Origin of the sequence: Indolivaga macrotermitis (assembly GCF_900128985.1) — a bacterium.
GTDB classification, from domain to species: domain Bacteria; phylum Bacteroidota; class Bacteroidia; order Bacteroidales; family Dysgonomonadaceae; genus Dysgonomonas_A; species Dysgonomonas_A macrotermitis.
Genome location: NZ_FQUC01000013.1, coordinates 90,832 through 107,225, shown reverse-complemented (window position 1 = coordinate 107,225; position 16,394 = coordinate 90,832). Strand labels below are relative to the sequence as shown.

Genomic DNA, 16,394 nt, shown 5'->3' with positions numbered 1-16,394 from the left:
GGCTTTGGGGAAGAATATCGGGTATATGTCGATAATTCTCCCGAATATACTATTTTTGTATTAAAATATTGCGGAGGCAATATACGTAGATTGGAAACAAAACAAATAATTATTATAATGGGAAAAGTTTTAATAATAGGTGCCGGCGGAGTCGGAACAGTTGTAGCACATAAAGTTGCACAGAATTCGAATGTTTTCGACGAAATAATGTTAGCAAGCCGTACTAAGTCGAAATGTGATGCTATCGCCGAAAAAATCGGAGTAAATAAGATTAAAACAGCGAAAGTTGATGCTGATAATGTAGATGATCTGGTACAGTTGTTTAAATCGTTTCAACCCGATTTGGTAATCAATGTGGCTTTGCCTTATCAGGATCTTACGATAATGGATGCTTGTTTAATTGCCGGAGTAAATTATTTGGATACAGCTAATTATGAGCCTAAAGACGAGGCTAAATACGAATACAGCTGGCAATGGGCTTATCAGGATAAGTTTAAGGCCGCTGGTTTGACCGCTATCTTAGGGTGTGGTTTTGACCCCGGGGTAACCAGTGTATTCACAGCTTATGCTGCAAAACATCATTTTGACGAAATACATGAACTGGATATTGTGGACTGTAATGCAGGAGACCACGGAAAAGCTTTCGCAACAAACTTTAATCCGGAAATTAATATACGTGAGGTAACTCAAAAAGGAAAATATTGGCAAGATGGTAAGTGGGTGGAAACAGAACCTCATGAAATACATAAGCCGTTGAATTATCCTAATATCGGAGCAAAAGAGTCTTATGTGATTTATCACGAAGAACTGGAGTCTCTTGTGAAGAATTTTCCGACATTGAAGCGTGCCCGTTTCTGGATGACATTCGGTCAGGAGTATTTGACACACTTACGGGTGATTCAGAATATCGGCATGGCCCGTATTGATCCTATTATATATAATGGTGTAGAGATTGTTCCTATACAGTTTTTGAAAGCCGTATTGCCTGATCCGGGAGAATTGGGTGAGAACTATACCGGGGAAACTTCTATCGGTTGCCGTATTAAGGGTATTAAGGATGGAAAGGTGCAAACCTATTACGTGTACAACAACTGTTCGCACGAGGCAGCATATAAAGAAACCGGAGCACAAGGTGTTAGTTATACAACAGGTGTGCCGGCTACCATTGGTGCTATGATGTTTATGAAAGGGCTTTGGCGTAAACCGGGAGTTTTTAATGTAGAAGAATTCAATCCCGATCCTTTTATGGAAGAACTGAATAAGCAGGGACTTCCCTGGCATGAGTTGTTCAATGTTGATCTGGAAATGTAAAAGAACAAAACTTATATTGTACAGAAAAAGCCCTGAGTACTCAGGGCTTTTTTATTTATATGTATAAAGTAGTTTCTGTCAGGGAAGGTTATAAATAACGGAGCCATTACTCATATTAATAGTTCCGGGTGTCATGGATGGCGGGCATATCACAGTACTACCACCTAGAGTTACCTTACCTAGAGTGGCTACCCGTCCGCCGTCTTCGGCCATCAACGCATAATCGTAATTGGTAACAGTATAAGTAGCGCTGGCATCGGTGATGACTCTTACATTTCCTCCGACGGCATATAAGGCATTTACGACATCCGTCGAGGATGGATCTTTAGTTAATGTTGATGCAGTAGTCGTAGTACCTCCTGCACCTAGGTAGATATCTCCACCTTCAGTTGCATAAAAAGGACTGTTTTTGGTCGTCATCACTATATTGTATCTGAAGTGATCTATTTTACCTCCGTTCGATGCATAGAATACGTGCTTAGGTATAGCTGTTCCTTTTATAGAGCCAAACGTACCTTTCGATCCCTGATTCGCATAAACAACAGCATTGGTAAGAGGTGCATTGGCATTTATATACCCTTGCATATTTATCAGCGAAGCGTTGTCCAGGTATATATAATCATTATATGTATTTGTCCCGTTAAAATTCAGATTGATATTAGTACCGACTTTTAGGCTCGAATAGTTCATGTATAAACCATAATCAACATCTGTATCAGGAGTGAAAGTTATGACTACGGCTCCTGTACCGGCGGTTCCGGATGACTGGTCTAGTAACAGCCTCGAGACTTCAATCGGATAAGTAATGACATTGATATCAAACAAACATTTGTTCAGCATTACGTCTTTGGCCTTAAACGCTGTAAGTACAGTTATCGGAAAAAGTACATAAGAATTGATGCATGTTATATTATTAGCTGTTATATTTCCTTCGAATGTGATGTTGCAATTATATACTTCTATGTCACCAATAGTTGCAGGAGATGTTGTGCTGCCTTTTACTTTTATGTATGGAATAGACCCGTCGACATATAGATCTCCGGCAGAGCCGTTTTGGCAGATAAATTCGACCGGAGCATTATTTACTGTCGGAATGTATTTCTTTTTAGCTTCTTCATCGTAAGCAGCTTGCAAAGACCTGTAGTCGCCTGCTCCTGTAGGATCTATTACAACAGAAGATCTTCTTTCTTCTCTTTCCAATATTTTCCAGGTAGAGTCTAATGCATCGTAATACCAGAATCCTGTTGAAACAATTACCGGATTTACAGCATTAGATGCCTGGGTTGCAAAAACAAGTAATCCATTGTGTACACTTCCTATCGATGCCGAGGTAGTCATTGCTTCTATTTCATTACCTGTCAGCCTCGGAACCAATAGCCCTTCCGGCGATGTGCCGGTTGTAGCACTGGTAATGTCTAAAGTTGCCTGCGGATCTTCTGTATTTACTCCAACTTGGGAGAATACCAGTGCCGTATTCAATCCGACAAATATTAGAATTATTAATATTATTTTTTTCATCCTATTTTGGCGTAAATGCATTCTTGTTAGACTCGTTTTTGTTTAATTATCTATCTATCGTTCAATTATTAAAATACAGCACAGCCATTTGACGAGTAAAGGTTTCCCTGCGGAATATTTGAATGATTGCTGGTTGAAGCGCCTTGTATGAGTTTACTCTGGGTAAACAATTGCCCTCCCATAAGGGACTTCATGGTGTAATCGAAATTATCGAAAGTATAAATGGAACTGTCTGATGATACTTTGATATCTCCACCTGCGGCATTTGCTCCGTTGCTGGTCGGCGTGCTATTTGCGTTAGTTATCACCGAAGGCCCGGTTCCTCTAAGGAATATCTGGCTTCCTATAACAGAATTGAATCCCATGGGTTCAAGGCCATCGGAAGTTCTGCCTACCGAGGCCTGTATGTATCCTGTATGGTGTATCTGTGCACTGGTAAGTGCATATAATACATAGCGGGGATAGTTAGTCCCTTCTTGGATGATGTTCCCTACAGACAGGTTAGAAGCCTGTCTGGCTAATATAATAGCGCCGGTACAGGGAGCATCAGTTCTGATCGTACCGGGTATCGACATAGTGGAAGCATCTTCACAAAAGATGATATTTCCATACGTATACGTACCGGTTAGATATAATGTTGTTGTTGGCTGTGCTATGAAACTTGAGTAACTCATTTTAATACCTCCATTATCACCCGAAAGTGAACTTGTGGGCAAAATTGTAATTGTGGTATTAGGTTCGGTTACATTTACCAAACTCTGATAAAGATCCATTTGTGTAAACTTCAGGTCAGCCTCTATATCAACAAGGGTCTTTTTTAGTGTAAGCCGGCTGCTTGCAGTACTTGCAATATTATGGTTTTCCATTGTCGATGAGAATCGGGCGTACGATCCAATCAGGTCCATATTGCCGACCACCTTTAACCAACCGTCAAATGTAATGATACTATTGGTTATTTTTATGGTACCAAGAGTGGCACCCCATTGTCCGGATATACCGGTGATTTTTATATTGGGTATTGAACCATCAGCAACGAGGCTACCCACATTTCCCTCACATCTGAATTCAACAGGCTGATTTTGGTTAGATATATATTTCTTTTTAGCTTCAGTATCGAACGCTGTTTGTAAAGAATTGTAATCGGCAGCACCAGAGGCACGTACGATAACTATTTTAGCCCGTTCCTGTATTTCAAGGGGGAGCCAGTCATTAGCTATTTCATTGTCATACATCCAAAAACCGGTAGATGTTATTGTAGGAGAAGTTCCTGTCGAAATTTGTGTTGCATATGCTAACAATCCGTGATTGGCTATACTGAGGTTATTAAGCATTGCCTCCATTTGGTCTCCGGTCAAACGGGGAGTTAATAATCCATTGGGTTTTGTGATATCGGTCTGACCTGAATTATTGAGGTGTTTTTCAATATCGAATGTTCCATTTAAATTGGGAGCCTGTTTGTTAATTCCAACTCCTATTCCGTATGTCTGGGCTGATATTACATGGATATTTGTACTAAAAATGATATTTAATACAAATAAATATATTAACAATTGCTTTATTGATATTTTGTTCCTTATTTCCACCATATTAAAGTGTTGTTTTGACTTAATTTAGACTAAGTCTAAGCTATATTCCAACTGTAAAGCTAGTAAAAATGAAGCTTGTGCGAAAATGCGAGTTGTTTTTTTAACAAAAATCAAGAATCTCTTTTTTTGTCGAATTTATAATGCATTTTTGAAATATATAGAGTGATTATTTGTTAAAAAAAAGTTGTTGTTCTAATGATATATCAAAAATATAATTCTAAAAAGTGTAGTGTTAACACCCTTTGTGGGAAGATTCTCTTATTGTTAGGTATGTTCAAATAAGGTGTTTAGTATGTTAGCATATTCAGACAAAACGGACTAAATATCTACAGAAAATAGACATTTAGCCCGTTAAGGTTTTTTGATTAATTTTATGATTTATCCTTGTGTTTCAAGATATACTACATGTGTTTGAAGATATTCTTCCAAGCCATGCTTACCATCGGCTCCACCGATACCCGATTTACGACATCCGGCATGGAAGCCTTGCATTGCTTCGAAATTCTCGCGATTGATGTAAGTTTCGCCGAACTTCAATGCCCTCATAAGTTTGAATGCCGTATCCAGATTTTGGGTATATACCGAAGATGTCAGTCCGAATTCAGAATCGTTAGCCATAGCAATTGCATCCTCGATCTTTGTGAATTCTACAATTGGCAGTACAGGACCGAAAGTTTCTTCTTGGATAATATCCATTTTATTCGTTACATTATCGAGTACGGTAGGCTCAAAGAAATATCCTTTTGTCCCAATACGCTTTCCTCCACATACAAGACGAGCTCCTTGCTGAACCGCTTTATCTACTTTTTCTTGTACCGATTTCAACGCATTAGCTTCTACAAGAGGTCCCATATCCAGATCTTCTACCTGATTTGGGTCACCAACTTTTACCGCTTTCATTCCTGCTACAAGCTTATCCATAAACTTGTCTTTTATGGATGTGTGCACGTACACACGCTCGGCACAATTACAAACTTGTCCTGTATTTATAACTCTTGAAGCTATGATGCATTTTACAGCCAGATCCAAATCGGCATCGGACATAACGATTGCAGGTGCTTTACCTCCCAGTTCGAGCGAAACCTTGGTTAAATTCGGTGCAGCAGCAGCCATTGTTTGTTGACCGGCAGATACACTTCCGGTAAGGCTTACCATCGCAACTTTAGAGTTTGAAGCCAGTTCGTTACCGATAACGGAACCACGACCATTTACCAGATTAAATACACCTTTCGGTAAACCTGCCTCTTCTACAATCTGAGCGAAGATGTAAGCATTGATCGGTGTTTGTTGACTGGGTTTAACTACAATCGTATTACCTGTAACCAATGCCGGAGCAGCCTTACGGGCTATCAGGAAGAATGGGAAGTTCCAAGGAAGGATACCTGTTGTAACCCCCAATGGTTTCTTGAATAAAAAGATATTTTCATTTGGGCGGTCGCTTTGAATGATCTCGCCTTCGTACCGGCGGGCCCAACCTGCCATATATTCGAGGTAATCAGCTGTGAAAAGTGTTTCAACTTTAGCCAACCCTTGAGTTTTACCTCCTTCTTTTACAATTGTATCCGAAATTTCTTTTTCTCTTTTACGAATGCCTTCGGCTATTTTAATCAGGTAGCCGGCACGTTCTACTGCTGGAAGCTTTTCCCATGCAGTTTGAGCTGCATCTGCTGCGTCGATAGCCTTACGGGCATCATCAACTGTACCATCAGGCATTTTAGCAATAACTTCTTCAGTTGAGGGGTTTAGTACATCAATCCACTTTCCCGACGCATTCTCGGTGAATTTGCCGTCAATAAACATTTTTAATTCCTTCATGGCTTTTCTTTCGTGTTAATAAGATTATTTTATTTGGTTGATAATTATTTAAAAGTCCAAATTTTTTGGAGTTTCTCAAAAATATAAAAAAATACCAAGGAAAATAGCCGCTATCAGGAAAGAAAAATAATCAGCGTAGTTAAAAAGTCTGTTTGTCCCCTGTTAATGTTGGAGTTTCGGTTTTCCGGGATTTACAGGAATACATGATTGTGTACAAAATTCCTGTTACGGAAGTGACTAATAAAAGGTGTACTCCTGTTCCTGCATTAGACAATTTAAACATTTTCGAACTTAAGAAATAGTAATACATATATAATGAAACAAGTATTCCGAAGAAACAGGTTATCATCAGAAAGATATTAGCTGTCCGCTTTTTTCTATTGTACAGGAATAGACCGGAAATAAATGCCAGCACTGGTACGATATAAATAAATTTAGCCAGATGAGGAGAATCTTTTTTCGAAAAGAATAAAATAGTATTCGAAATGTTAGTTGATTTTCTGTAGAGGTCGGGTAAATTCCATCCTGATACATTTAGGAGTTTTCCCCATTGAATCCAGTAAAGCGAAAATGCGATGAATATCAGTATGATAATCAGCATTTCGAAACGGAATAAGGCGTAAAATTTAGGTTTCATTATTGCTTTGTATTTTAAAGGCAAATGTAAATAAGAGTCTGATATTTCACAAGTATAGTTTCGTGTAATATTGCGTTCTTTTTATAATTATAAGAATTTGTATTTTAGTATTGTATTCTGATTTTTATAAATTCGTCTAAAAAAGTGTACTTTTGTAAAAATGAAAAATTAATTATGATACAATCAATGACAGGGTTTGGTAAAGCTACATTAGAGTTACCGACTAAAAAAATAACGATAGAAGTTAAGTCCTTAAATAGTAAGCAGTTAGATCTTTCTGCCCGAATTCCCAGTGTTTATAAGGAACATGAATTAAATATAAGGGGATTGATCGGCAGGCGCTTAGAACGAGGAAAAGTCGATTTCGCCATTTATGTTGAAAATACAGGAAAAGAGACCACTTCCCAGATCAATCAGAATATATTGGAAGCATACTATTCCCAGATAAAGGAATCTTCTGAGAAATTAGGAATAAGTGTGCCGGCAGATTGGTTTCAGGTATTACTACGTTTGCCGGATGTTTTGAAATACGAGGCTCAGGAGGCTGACGAAGAAGAGTGGAACCAGTTACAGGCTACTATAAATGAGGCTTTAGATAAACTGATCGAATTCAGAAAACAGGAAGGAGCAATGCTTCAAAAGTTGTTTACCCAGAAAATAGAAAATATTAAGAGGCTGCAAACGGAAATAGAACCTTACGAGTCGGAAAGGGTCGAAAAAGTAAAAAGCCGTATTATAGAAGCCCTCGAAAAAATAGAGAAATTCGATTATGATAAAAATCGCTTCGAGCAGGAAATGATTTTTTATATTGAAAAGCTGGATATCAACGAAGAAAAAAGCCGTTTGACAAACCATCTTAAGTATTTTCTCGAAACAATAGATAGTGGAAACGGGCAAGGAAAAAAACTTGGATTTATCTCTCAGGAGATTGGCCGCGAAATAAATACGATGGGATCGAAGTCTAATCATGCCCAGATGCAGCAGATAGTGGTGCAGATGAAGGACGAATTGGAGCAGATCAAAGAACAGGTGTTGAACGTATTGTAAGTAAAAATAGTAAGTATAGGATGGGTAAACTCATTATATTTTCGGCTCCGTCGGGTGCAGGAAAGTCTACCATTGTAAATTATTTATTGACGCAAGATTTAAATCTTCAGTTCTCTATATCAGCTACAAGCAGACCGGCGAGAGGTACTGAACAAAATGGAGTCGAGTATTATTTTTTATCACCGGACGAATTCAGGTCAAAAATAGAAAAAGATGAATTTCTCGAATACGAAGAAGTGTATAAAGACCGGTATTACGGAACTTTGAAAAGCGAAGTTAAAAGAATTTTGGATAGCGGAGCGAGTGTTATATTCGATGTAGATGTAGTAGGAGGGTGCAATATAAAAGACTATTACGGAAAACAGGCTCTGGCTGTATTTATCGAACCACCATCAATCCAAGTCCTTCGGGACAGGCTTGTCAATCGGGGAACTGATAGTCCGGAAGTGATTAATGACCGTATAGCGAAAGCAGAATATGAACTGACCTTTGCCCCGAAGTTTGACGCTGTTATCCGTAACGATAATTTAGAGAAAGCACAGGAAGATGCACTTGCTATAATACGTAAATTTTTGAGTAAATGAAGGTTGGAGTATTTTCCGGATCATTCAATCCTATTCATGTAGGACACTTAGTTCTGGCTAACTATATTACAGAGTTTGTCGAAATTGACGAAATTTGGTTTTTGGTTACACCCCAAAACCCGTTAAAAGAAAATACGGAATTAATAGACGAAGTTTTGCGTTTGGACATGACGCGTCTGGCATTAGAAGATTATCCGAAGCTAAAGGCTTCTGATTTCGAATTTACACTACCTCGTCCTTCTTACACTATCCATACACTGGATGCTTTACAGACTAAACATCCCGAACATGAATTCAGCCTTATAATAGGAGCCGATAATTGGGACAACTTCCACCTCTGGAAGGACTATAAATCAATATTAGACGGCTACCGGGTTTACGTTTACCCAAGGTTAGAAACTACATTGACTATACCAAAAGGCCTTAGAGACAGGGTCGAAGCCATGGAATCTCCGATAATAGAAATTTCATCGACATTTATCAGGGAAAGTATTGCCGAAGGAAAAGACCTGATGGCCTTTCTTCCGGAAAAGGTTTATAGATATATAAAGGACAAAGATTTGTATAAAAATAATTAGGTAATGGATTTTAATACAGCTTTATCAAATGATTTGAACATACGCCGGAAACGTTTACAGGAAGAAATGCAACGGCAAGGAGTTGATGCTTGTATACTAACTACGAGTGTCAATGTATTTTATATGGTAGGGGCTATCTACAATGGGTATTTCTATTTACCGTCCGAAGGAGAAGCCATACACTTTATTAAGAGGAATATTGATTTTGAACTTGAACATACTATCCATATAAGGAAACCCGAACAGATATTAGAAGAATTACAGAAGGCTGGGTTAAAATGTCCTCAAAAAATATTATTAGAGATAGATACTTTATCTTTTTCGGACTGTGACAGGCTTATTGCTTCGTTGAAGCTACAAAAAGAGAATATTGTGAATGCATCGGTTTTGCTCCGTCGATTAAGGTCCGTAAAAACAGATTTTGAATTATCACAGGTGCGTTTATGTGCAAAGAGGCATATCGAGGTATATAAACAGATACCTTATATATATAAGGAGGGGATGACAGATTTGGATTTACAATTCGAAATCGAGTTTTTGATGCGTAAGCATGGCTCGTTGGGTATCTTCAGAAGCTATGGCGCTAATATGGATATCTATATGGGGAGCCTGCTTGTCGGCGAAAATGCAGAGAGTCCTTCTCCTTTCGACTTTGCTTTGGGTGGCAAAGGTGGCAATTCGGTATTACCATTGGGTGCATGTGGCGAAAAGATAAAAAAGGGAAATACTATAATGGTTGATATGGCAGGCAACTATTCGCCGTGGATGACCGATATGACCCGGGTATTTTCGGTAGGAAAGATTTCTGATCTGGCATATAAAGCCCATGCTGTGTCGGGTGAGATTCACCAAACTATTGTTTCGCAGGCAAAACCGGGTATAGCTTGTGCCGATTTGTACAATATTGCAATGGATATTGTGAACCGCAATGGTTTGGATGCTTATTTTATGGGTACTAGGCAACAAGCCAAATTTATCGGGCATGGGGTAGGGCTGGAGATAAACGAACCGCCTGTATTAACACCCAGATCAAAAGAACTGTTAGAAACTAATATCGTATTTGCTCTCGAACCTAAATTTGTTATTCCGGAAGTTGGGGCAGTAGGTTATGAGAATACGTATTTAGTTACAGACAACGGGCTTGAAAATCTGACTGTACTGGAGGAAAACATTATCGACCTGAATAATCAATGAAATATTTACCGGAAGAATGTCTTATACAATAAATATAAAAGGAGAACTTCTCGATTTGTCCCGTTCGGTAGTGATGGGTATTCTGAATATTACACCCGATTCTTTTTATGCCGATAGCCGTAAACCGGATATAACAGGGGCTTTAAAAAGGGTGGAGCAATGTATAGCGGAGGGAGCAACTATAATAGATATAGGAGCCCAGTCGACACGTCCGGCATCTGATTTTCTATCGGCGGAAGACGAAATACAAAGACTGGCACCGGTTTTAGAGGCTATAAACAAAGAATTTCCTCAGGCGGTTTTGTCAATTGATACATTTCATGCCGGAGTAGCCCGTTTTTGTGTTCAGGATCATAGTGTGGCTATTGTGAATGATATATCGGGAGGGGAGCTCGATAATAAAATGTTCGAAACTGTTGCAGAACTCAATGTTCCCTACATACTTATGCACATGCGGGGTACCCCCCAAACTATGCAGCAAAACACATCGTATGGTAATTTGCTGGAAGATATTGTTCTGTATCTGACAAAAAAAGTCAGAGAATTACATTTATTAGGTGTAAATGATATTATTATAGATCCGGGGTTCGGATTTTCAAAAAATGTAGGACAAAATTATGAATTGATGAGCAGTTTAAGCTTCTTCAAAAATTTTGAACTACCTTTGCTTGTAGGAATTTCACGGAAATCCATGATTACAAAGCTGCTGGATATCACAGCTGATGAGGCGCTCAATGCCTCTACGGTTCTGAATACATATGCATTGTTAAATGGAGCTGATATACTGAGAGTTCACGATGTAAAGGAAGCTGTACAAGCAATAGAGCTTGTCGAACAATTGCAGGGACACACTCGTTCTAAGACTAAAGAATAAAAATAAACGGTCTGAGACCTCAAAGATAAAAATACTTCTGTTTTGGAAAATTTCGGAATAAAAGATATCGTTGATATACTGCTGGTTGCCCTTATTATGTACCAGCTTTATTATCTGGTGAAAAAATCAGGTACAACTACCATATTTAAAGGTATTTTCGCTTTTCTGATACTTTGGATTGTAGTATCCCATGTCTTGCAGATGAGGCTTCTGGGAGCTATACTCAGCCAGTTTGTTAGTATCGGTATGTTTGTGATCATCATACTCTTTCAAGACGAGATCCGGCGTTTTCTTATGTCGTTGGGATCAAACAATACATTCAGGCTTTTGGCTAAATTTTTCGGTTCGAAGAATGAAAATAATGTAACAAATACCGTTATCACTCCTTTGGTTTTGGCTTGCATGAATATGGCGAAAACATATACAGGAGCATTGATTGTTGTAGAAGGTGAAATGTCGTTAGGGCATTATTCGCAGACCGGTGAAACTATCAATGCAGATGTAAGTACCCGGTTGATAGAAAATATCTTTTTCAAAAACAGCCCGCTACATGATGGTGCGATGATAATTTCGGCCGAACGTATTAAGGCTGCCGGATGTATATTGCCGGTATCTCAGGATCCTAACATACCAAAGCAATTTGGATTAAGGCACCGTGCCGGATTGGGGATAAGTCAGGAAACGGATGCTCAGGTAATAATAGTTTCGGAAGAAAGGGGACGTATTTCATATATGAAAGGAGGGCATATTCATCCGAATATTACGGCCGAGAAATTACAGGAATTGTTAAGTGAGCCTCTAACCAAGAAACGGGTAAAAGCTGAAAAGGATCATTAAATTATAGGATAGCTTCTCTACCCGATAATCGGAAAAAAAATTGTAAATTTGTATTATGTAAGTAACGGAAAGTATTTAATGACGCATTTCTAAGTAATAACTAACTATTGCTATTGTACTTGGAAAGTCAATAAAAAGGTCTGAAACTTTATTATACACGTAGGTAAAAAATTAATACAATAACTATTGCATATATAAAGGAAATCGTACGTTTACCGGATGATTTTCTTCGTTTTGTTTATTGTATTTATAATCAAAAGAGATGAAAAAATATATCGTAATAGCGACATCGTTCGCTTGTGTTTGTTTTTTAGGGTTCTTCTTCTTGTCGACTTCAGAGAAAACACTGGAAGATAGTAAAAACCCGAAAGTATTGTCAATGACTACTTCTGTTGAAATCCCTGAGAAAGTCGAATTTGCAGGAGAAGAAATAAAACTCGACAGATACGACCTGTACGAGAGGTTCGACCGCGAGTTGAATAGCTTTACATACTTGCATTCGACTACTTTACTCTTGTTAAAAAGAGCGAACCGTATATTCCCGATGATAGTTCCTATTTTGAAGGAAAACGATATTCCCGAAGATTTTAAATATCTGGCGGCAATAGAAAGTATGTTGGATACGAGAGCTATATCTTCGGCTAAAGCTGCGGGAATCTGGCAGTTGATGCCGGCAACAGGTACGCAATTCGGACTCGAAGTTGGTGCCGAGGTGGACGAACGGTATTCGGTAGAAAAAGCAACACGCGCAGCCTGCAAATATCTCCGCAGTGCATATAATAAATACGGAAGCTGGTCGAGCGTAGCTATTTCTTATAATGCAGGAATGGGACGTGTCAGCGGCGAATTGGAAAAGCAACAAGCCGAAGATGGTGTTGACTTATGGCTGGTTGAAGAATCTTCGAGATATTATTTCAGGATGTTGGCTCTTAAAAGTATTTTCGAAGCTCCGTATAAATATGGTTTTGTACTTTCTGCAGACCAATTATATAAGCCCATTGAGTTTAAACCGGTTGAAGTGACCACAAGTATACCGGATCTGGCAACATTTGCTAAAGAGCAGGGTATCAGCTATGCTCAGCTTAAGGATTTTAATATCTGGTTAAGAGACAGGAAGCTAACAATATCACCAAAGAGCCAGAACTCTTATACATTGCTGATTCCTACAGAAAAATCTCTGTATTACAGAAAAGGAGAAAATATAAAAGTATTTGATAAGAGGTGGATTTCCGAATAAAAAAGAACTACTACCGATATTAAGTAACAATAAGTATTTAATGATATATTTTCGGTATATAACTACTTATTGTTATTTTACTTACAAAATCAATAAAAAGGTCTGGGACCTTAAGATAAAGTTACAGGTTAAAAGATAAATGGATCAGAAGGTCGAAGAAACTGAAAAGATAGAGGTGTACGGCGCGCGCGTACACAATCTAAAGAATATAGATGTAGAAATACCCCGTAATTCGTTGGTGGTAATTACCGGGCTCAGTGGTAGCGGTAAATCGTCATTGGCTTTTGATACTATCTTCGCCGAAGGACAGCGAAGATATATAGAAACATTTTCGGCATATGCGCGGCATTTTCTGGGAGGGATGGAACGTCCTGATGTGGATAAGATCACGGGGTTAAGCCCGGTTATCTCTATTGAGCAGAAGACAGTAAACCGTAATCCCCGTTCTACCGTAGGTACTACGACCGAGATTTATGACTTTTTCCGTTTGCTTTATGCCCGTGCCGGAGACGCATATTCGTATCTTACCGGCGAGAAAATGGTTAAATATACAGAACAGCAAATTCTGGATTTGATTTTGACACGTTATCTCGGAAAAAAAATATATATACTGGCTCCTGTAGTACGCAACCGTAAAGGGCATTACAAAGAGTTATTCGAACAAATCAGAAAGAAAGGGTATTTAAATGTACGTGTCGATGGTGAAATCCGTGAAATTTTGCCGGGTATGCGTGTCGACCGGTACAAAAACCACAGTATAGAGATTTTGGTAGATAAGATGGCCGTATCGAATAAGTTTGCCGAACAATTACGGAACAGCGTAAGAGTGGGCATGAAGCAGGGAGACGGGCTTATTATGATTCAGGATGTGGAAAGCGGCGATGTCCGTCACTATAGCAGCCAGTTGATGTGCCCGAGTACAGGGCTTTCGTACGGAGAGCCTGCTCCACATAACTTTTCGTTCAACTCGCCTTTCGGTGCATGCCCTAAATGTAAAGGGCTGGGTGAGGTCAATCAGATCGATATGGATAAGATTGTACCTAAATCCGAGGTTAGTATTTATTCGGGAGGTATAGCTCCACTGGGAAAATATAAAAACTCATTGTTCTTTTGGCAGATCGAAGCTATTTGCCAGAAATATGATGTGACTATCAAAACACCGATCAAGGATATTCCGCAGGATGCTCTGGACGAAATAATGTTCGGAACAGATGAAAAACTACAAATTAAAAATGAAACATTAGGCACATCCTCGTATACAGTCGCGTTCGAAGGGGTTGCCAAATATATAACCATGCAGCAGGAGTCTGAAGCATCAGCCACTGCGCAAAAATGGGCTAATCAGTTTATCAAAACATCAGTGTGCCCCGAATGTAAAGGACAACGGCTGAATATAGAAGCCCTCCATTATAAAATTAACGGAAAGAATATAGCCGAACTGGCCACAATGGACATTCAGCAGTTGTACGATTGGGTACAAACGATGGATGATCATATATCGGAAAAGCAGCGCCATATCGCAGCTGAGGTGAAGAAGGAAATTGTATCACGCCTGTCATTCTTATTGGATGTGGGACTGAATTATCTTTCAATGAACAGGGCTTCGGCTACATTATCGGGAGGAGAGTCGCAACGTATCCGTTTGGCGACACAGATCGGTTCTCAGTTGGTCAATGTGTTGTATATTCTCGATGAACCCAGTATCGGCCTTCATCAGAGGGATAATGTACGTTTGATCAATTCGTTGAAAAAGCTACGCGATACAGGTAATTCTGTAGTTGTAGTGGAGCACGACAAAGATATGATGCTCGAAGCTGATTATGTTGTGGATATGGGGCCATTTGCCGGCAGACGGGGAGGTGAGGTCGTTTTTGCCGGAACTCCGGATGAAATGTTGAAAGCCGAAACTCTTACTTCCGATTATCTGAACGGAAGGAAGGAAATAGAAGTTCCCCCCGAAAGACGTGAGGGTAATGGTAACTTTCTCCACCTGACAGGTGCTACAGGTAATAATTTAAAATCAGTAGATGTTTCGATACCATTAGGTACTCTTACTTGTATAACAGGAGTATCGGGAAGCGGAAAATCTAGTTTAATAAACGGCACTTTACTGCCTATACTTAGCCAGCATTTCTATCGGTCATTGAAGGATCCCCTTCCTTATGAATCGATCGAAGGAATTGACTTTGTGGATAAAGTGATAAGTGTAGACCAATCTCCGATCGGACGTACACCACGCTCAAATCCGGCAACTTATACAGGAGTATTTTCCGACATCCGTAATTTGTTTGTGAATTTGCCCGAAGCCAAGATCAGAGGATATAAACCCGGACGTTTCTCTTTCAATCTGAAAGGCGGACGTTGCGAAACCTGCGGAGGTAATGGCTATAAAACTATCGAAATGAACTTTCTGCCCGATGTATTCGTTCCGTGTGAAGATTGTCATGGAAAAAGATATAACCGCGAAACATTGGAGGTGCGTTTCAAAGGAAAGTCCATAGCAGATGTTTTAGATATGACTATCAATGCCGCTGTTGAGTTTTTTGAGAATACGCCGAATATCCTTCATAAGATAAAAGTTTTGCAGGAAGTAGGTTTAGGATACATTAAATTGGGGCAACCTTCAACAACCTTGTCGGGGGGCGAGTCTCAGCGTATTAAGTTGGCTACAGAACTAGCTCGGGTTGATACAGGCAATACTGTTTATATCCTTGACGAACCGACCACCGGATTACATTTTGAAGATATAAGGATATTGTTGAAAGTGCTAAACCAATTGGTAGAAAGAGGCAATACAGTAATTGTGATCGAGCATAATCTGGACATAATAAAATGTGCTGATTATATCATAGATATGGGACCCGAGGGTGGATCAGGGGGAGGACAGCTTCTGGTTCAAGGAAAACCTGAAGATATTGTCATAAAAAAAATAGGAATTACCACAGAATTCCTGAAAAGTGAGTTAAAAAAGTAAAAAAAATGATTTTTGTTAAGGATATAAGAAAAAACAGTATTAAATTTGTTATGTAAAAGATATGATAATGATAGTTGAAAAGATAATTTGTTTTATACTATTATTGATTCAATAAAAAGATATTTAAAAAACACTGAGTTGATTCCTGGTTCCGGAATCCTCTGGGATCAGTCCTCAATCAACTCTATTGTGTAGTTTTGTA

At 39.0% G+C, this 16,394-nt stretch carries 13 protein-coding genes; 9 read left to right on the top strand and 4 right to left on the bottom strand.

Translation table 11 applies throughout. The features are described from left to right. Positions 1-117: 117 nt before the first annotated feature. On the top strand, positions 118-1,311 hold the full coding sequence (locus tag BUC12_RS15330; protein ID WP_062181276.1) for a saccharopine dehydrogenase family protein: 1,194 nt from the start codon (positions 118-120) through the stop codon (positions 1,309-1,311). Between the two features lie 78 nt (positions 1,312-1,389). Here the strand turns inward: BUC12_RS15330 and BUC12_RS15325 are convergent, their stop codons facing one another. The 4 genes from BUC12_RS15325 to BUC12_RS15310 form a co-directional block, all read right to left on the bottom strand. Beyond that, positions 1,390-2,829: a hypothetical protein gene (locus BUC12_RS15325; RefSeq protein ID WP_062181273.1), complete on the bottom strand. Its 1,440-nt coding sequence runs from the start codon at positions 2,827-2,829 to the stop codon at positions 1,390-1,392. 68 nt (positions 2,830-2,897) lie between these two features. Further along, positions 2,898-4,415 (bottom strand): hypothetical protein, encoded by a 1,518-nt coding sequence (locus tag BUC12_RS15320; RefSeq protein WP_062181270.1) that lies wholly within the window; start codon positions 4,413-4,415, stop codon positions 2,898-2,900. A 378-nt stretch (positions 4,416-4,793) separates the two neighbouring features. Beyond that, positions 4,794-6,230: an aldehyde dehydrogenase gene (aldA, locus tag BUC12_RS15315; protein WP_062181267.1), complete on the bottom strand. Its 1,437-nt coding sequence runs from the start codon at positions 6,228-6,230 to the stop codon at positions 4,794-4,796. A 139-nt stretch (positions 6,231-6,369) separates the two neighbouring features. Beyond that, positions 6,370-6,867 (bottom strand): hypothetical protein, encoded by a 498-nt coding sequence (locus BUC12_RS15310; RefSeq protein ID WP_062181264.1) that lies wholly within the window; start codon positions 6,865-6,867, stop codon positions 6,370-6,372. A 174-nt stretch (positions 6,868-7,041) separates the two neighbouring features. Here BUC12_RS15310 and BUC12_RS15305 point away from each other — a divergent pair, with 174 nt between their 5' ends. The 8 genes from BUC12_RS15305 to uvrA all read left to right on the top strand — a co-directional run bounded on the left by BUC12_RS15305 (position 7,042) and on the right by uvrA (position 16,192). Then, a complete protein-coding gene (locus BUC12_RS15305; protein WP_062181261.1) occupies positions 7,042-7,914 on the top strand; it encodes a YicC/YloC family endoribonuclease in 873 nt (290 codons plus the stop codon). A gap of 20 nt (positions 7,915-7,934) precedes the next feature. Next, complete coding sequence (gene gmk, locus BUC12_RS15300; protein ID WP_062181258.1) at positions 7,935-8,498, top strand: guanylate kinase; 564 nt, start codon at positions 7,935-7,937, stop codon at positions 8,496-8,498. Then, entirely contained in the window at positions 8,495-9,076 is a 582-nt protein-coding gene (nadD, locus tag BUC12_RS15295) for a nicotinate (nicotinamide) nucleotide adenylyltransferase (protein ID WP_062181255.1), read from the top strand. The genes gmk and nadD overlap by 4 nt, the downstream gene beginning before the upstream one ends. Positions 9,077-9,079: 3 nt before the next feature. Next, positions 9,080-10,270, top strand: a complete 1,191-nt coding sequence (locus tag BUC12_RS15290) for a M24 family metallopeptidase (protein WP_062181253.1) — start codon at positions 9,080-9,082, stop codon at positions 10,268-10,270. A 16-nt stretch (positions 10,271-10,286) separates the two neighbouring features. After that, on the top strand, positions 10,287-11,144 hold the full coding sequence (gene folP, locus BUC12_RS15285) for a dihydropteroate synthase (protein ID WP_062181251.1): 858 nt from the start codon (positions 10,287-10,289) through the stop codon (positions 11,142-11,144). A 42-nt stretch (positions 11,145-11,186) separates the two neighbouring features. Continuing rightward, positions 11,187-11,981: a diadenylate cyclase CdaA gene (gene cdaA / locus BUC12_RS15280; protein ID WP_073357329.1), complete on the top strand. Its 795-nt coding sequence runs from the start codon at positions 11,187-11,189 to the stop codon at positions 11,979-11,981. Positions 11,982-12,243: 262 nt separating this feature from the next. Next, the gene (locus BUC12_RS15275) at positions 12,244-13,218 is read left to right on the top strand and encodes a lytic transglycosylase domain-containing protein (protein WP_062181249.1); all 975 of its coding nucleotides are present in this window, start codon (positions 12,244-12,246) and stop codon (positions 13,216-13,218) included. Between the two features lie 139 nt (positions 13,219-13,357). Next, positions 13,358-16,192, top strand: a complete 2,835-nt coding sequence (gene uvrA, locus BUC12_RS15270) for an excinuclease ABC subunit UvrA (protein WP_062181248.1) — start codon at positions 13,358-13,360, stop codon at positions 16,190-16,192. Positions 16,193-16,394: the final 202 nt, after the last annotated feature.

Coding starts and splice junctions, on each gene's coding strand:
- BUC12_RS15310 (WP_062181264.1), bottom strand. CDS start 6,867: ATGAAACCTAAATTTTACGCCTTATTCCGTTTCGAAATGCTGATTATC.
- aldA (WP_062181267.1), bottom strand. CDS start 6,230: ATGAAGGAATTAAAAATGTTTATTGACGGCAAATTCACCGAGAATGCG.
- BUC12_RS15275 (WP_062181249.1), top strand. CDS start 12,244: ATGAAAAAATATATCGTAATAGCGACATCGTTCGCTTGTGTTTGTTTT.
- BUC12_RS15320 (WP_062181270.1), bottom strand. CDS start 4,415: ATGGTGGAAATAAGGAACAAAATATCAATAAAGCAATTGTTAATATAT.
- BUC12_RS15290 (WP_062181253.1), top strand. CDS start 9,080: ATGGATTTTAATACAGCTTTATCAAATGATTTGAACATACGCCGGAAA.
- nadD (WP_062181255.1), top strand. CDS start 8,495: ATGAAGGTTGGAGTATTTTCCGGATCATTCAATCCTATTCATGTAGGA.
- BUC12_RS15305 (WP_062181261.1), top strand. CDS start 7,042: ATGATACAATCAATGACAGGGTTTGGTAAAGCTACATTAGAGTTACCG.
- BUC12_RS15325 (WP_062181273.1), bottom strand. CDS start 2,829: ATGAAAAAAATAATATTAATAATTCTAATATTTGTCGGATTGAATACG.
- folP (WP_062181251.1), top strand. CDS start 10,287: ATGTCTTATACAATAAATATAAAAGGAGAACTTCTCGATTTGTCCCGT.
- uvrA (WP_062181248.1), top strand. CDS start 13,358: ATGGATCAGAAGGTCGAAGAAACTGAAAAGATAGAGGTGTACGGCGCG.
- gmk (WP_062181258.1), top strand. CDS start 7,935: ATGGGTAAACTCATTATATTTTCGGCTCCGTCGGGTGCAGGAAAGTCT.
- BUC12_RS15330 (WP_062181276.1), top strand. CDS start 118: ATGGGAAAAGTTTTAATAATAGGTGCCGGCGGAGTCGGAACAGTTGTA.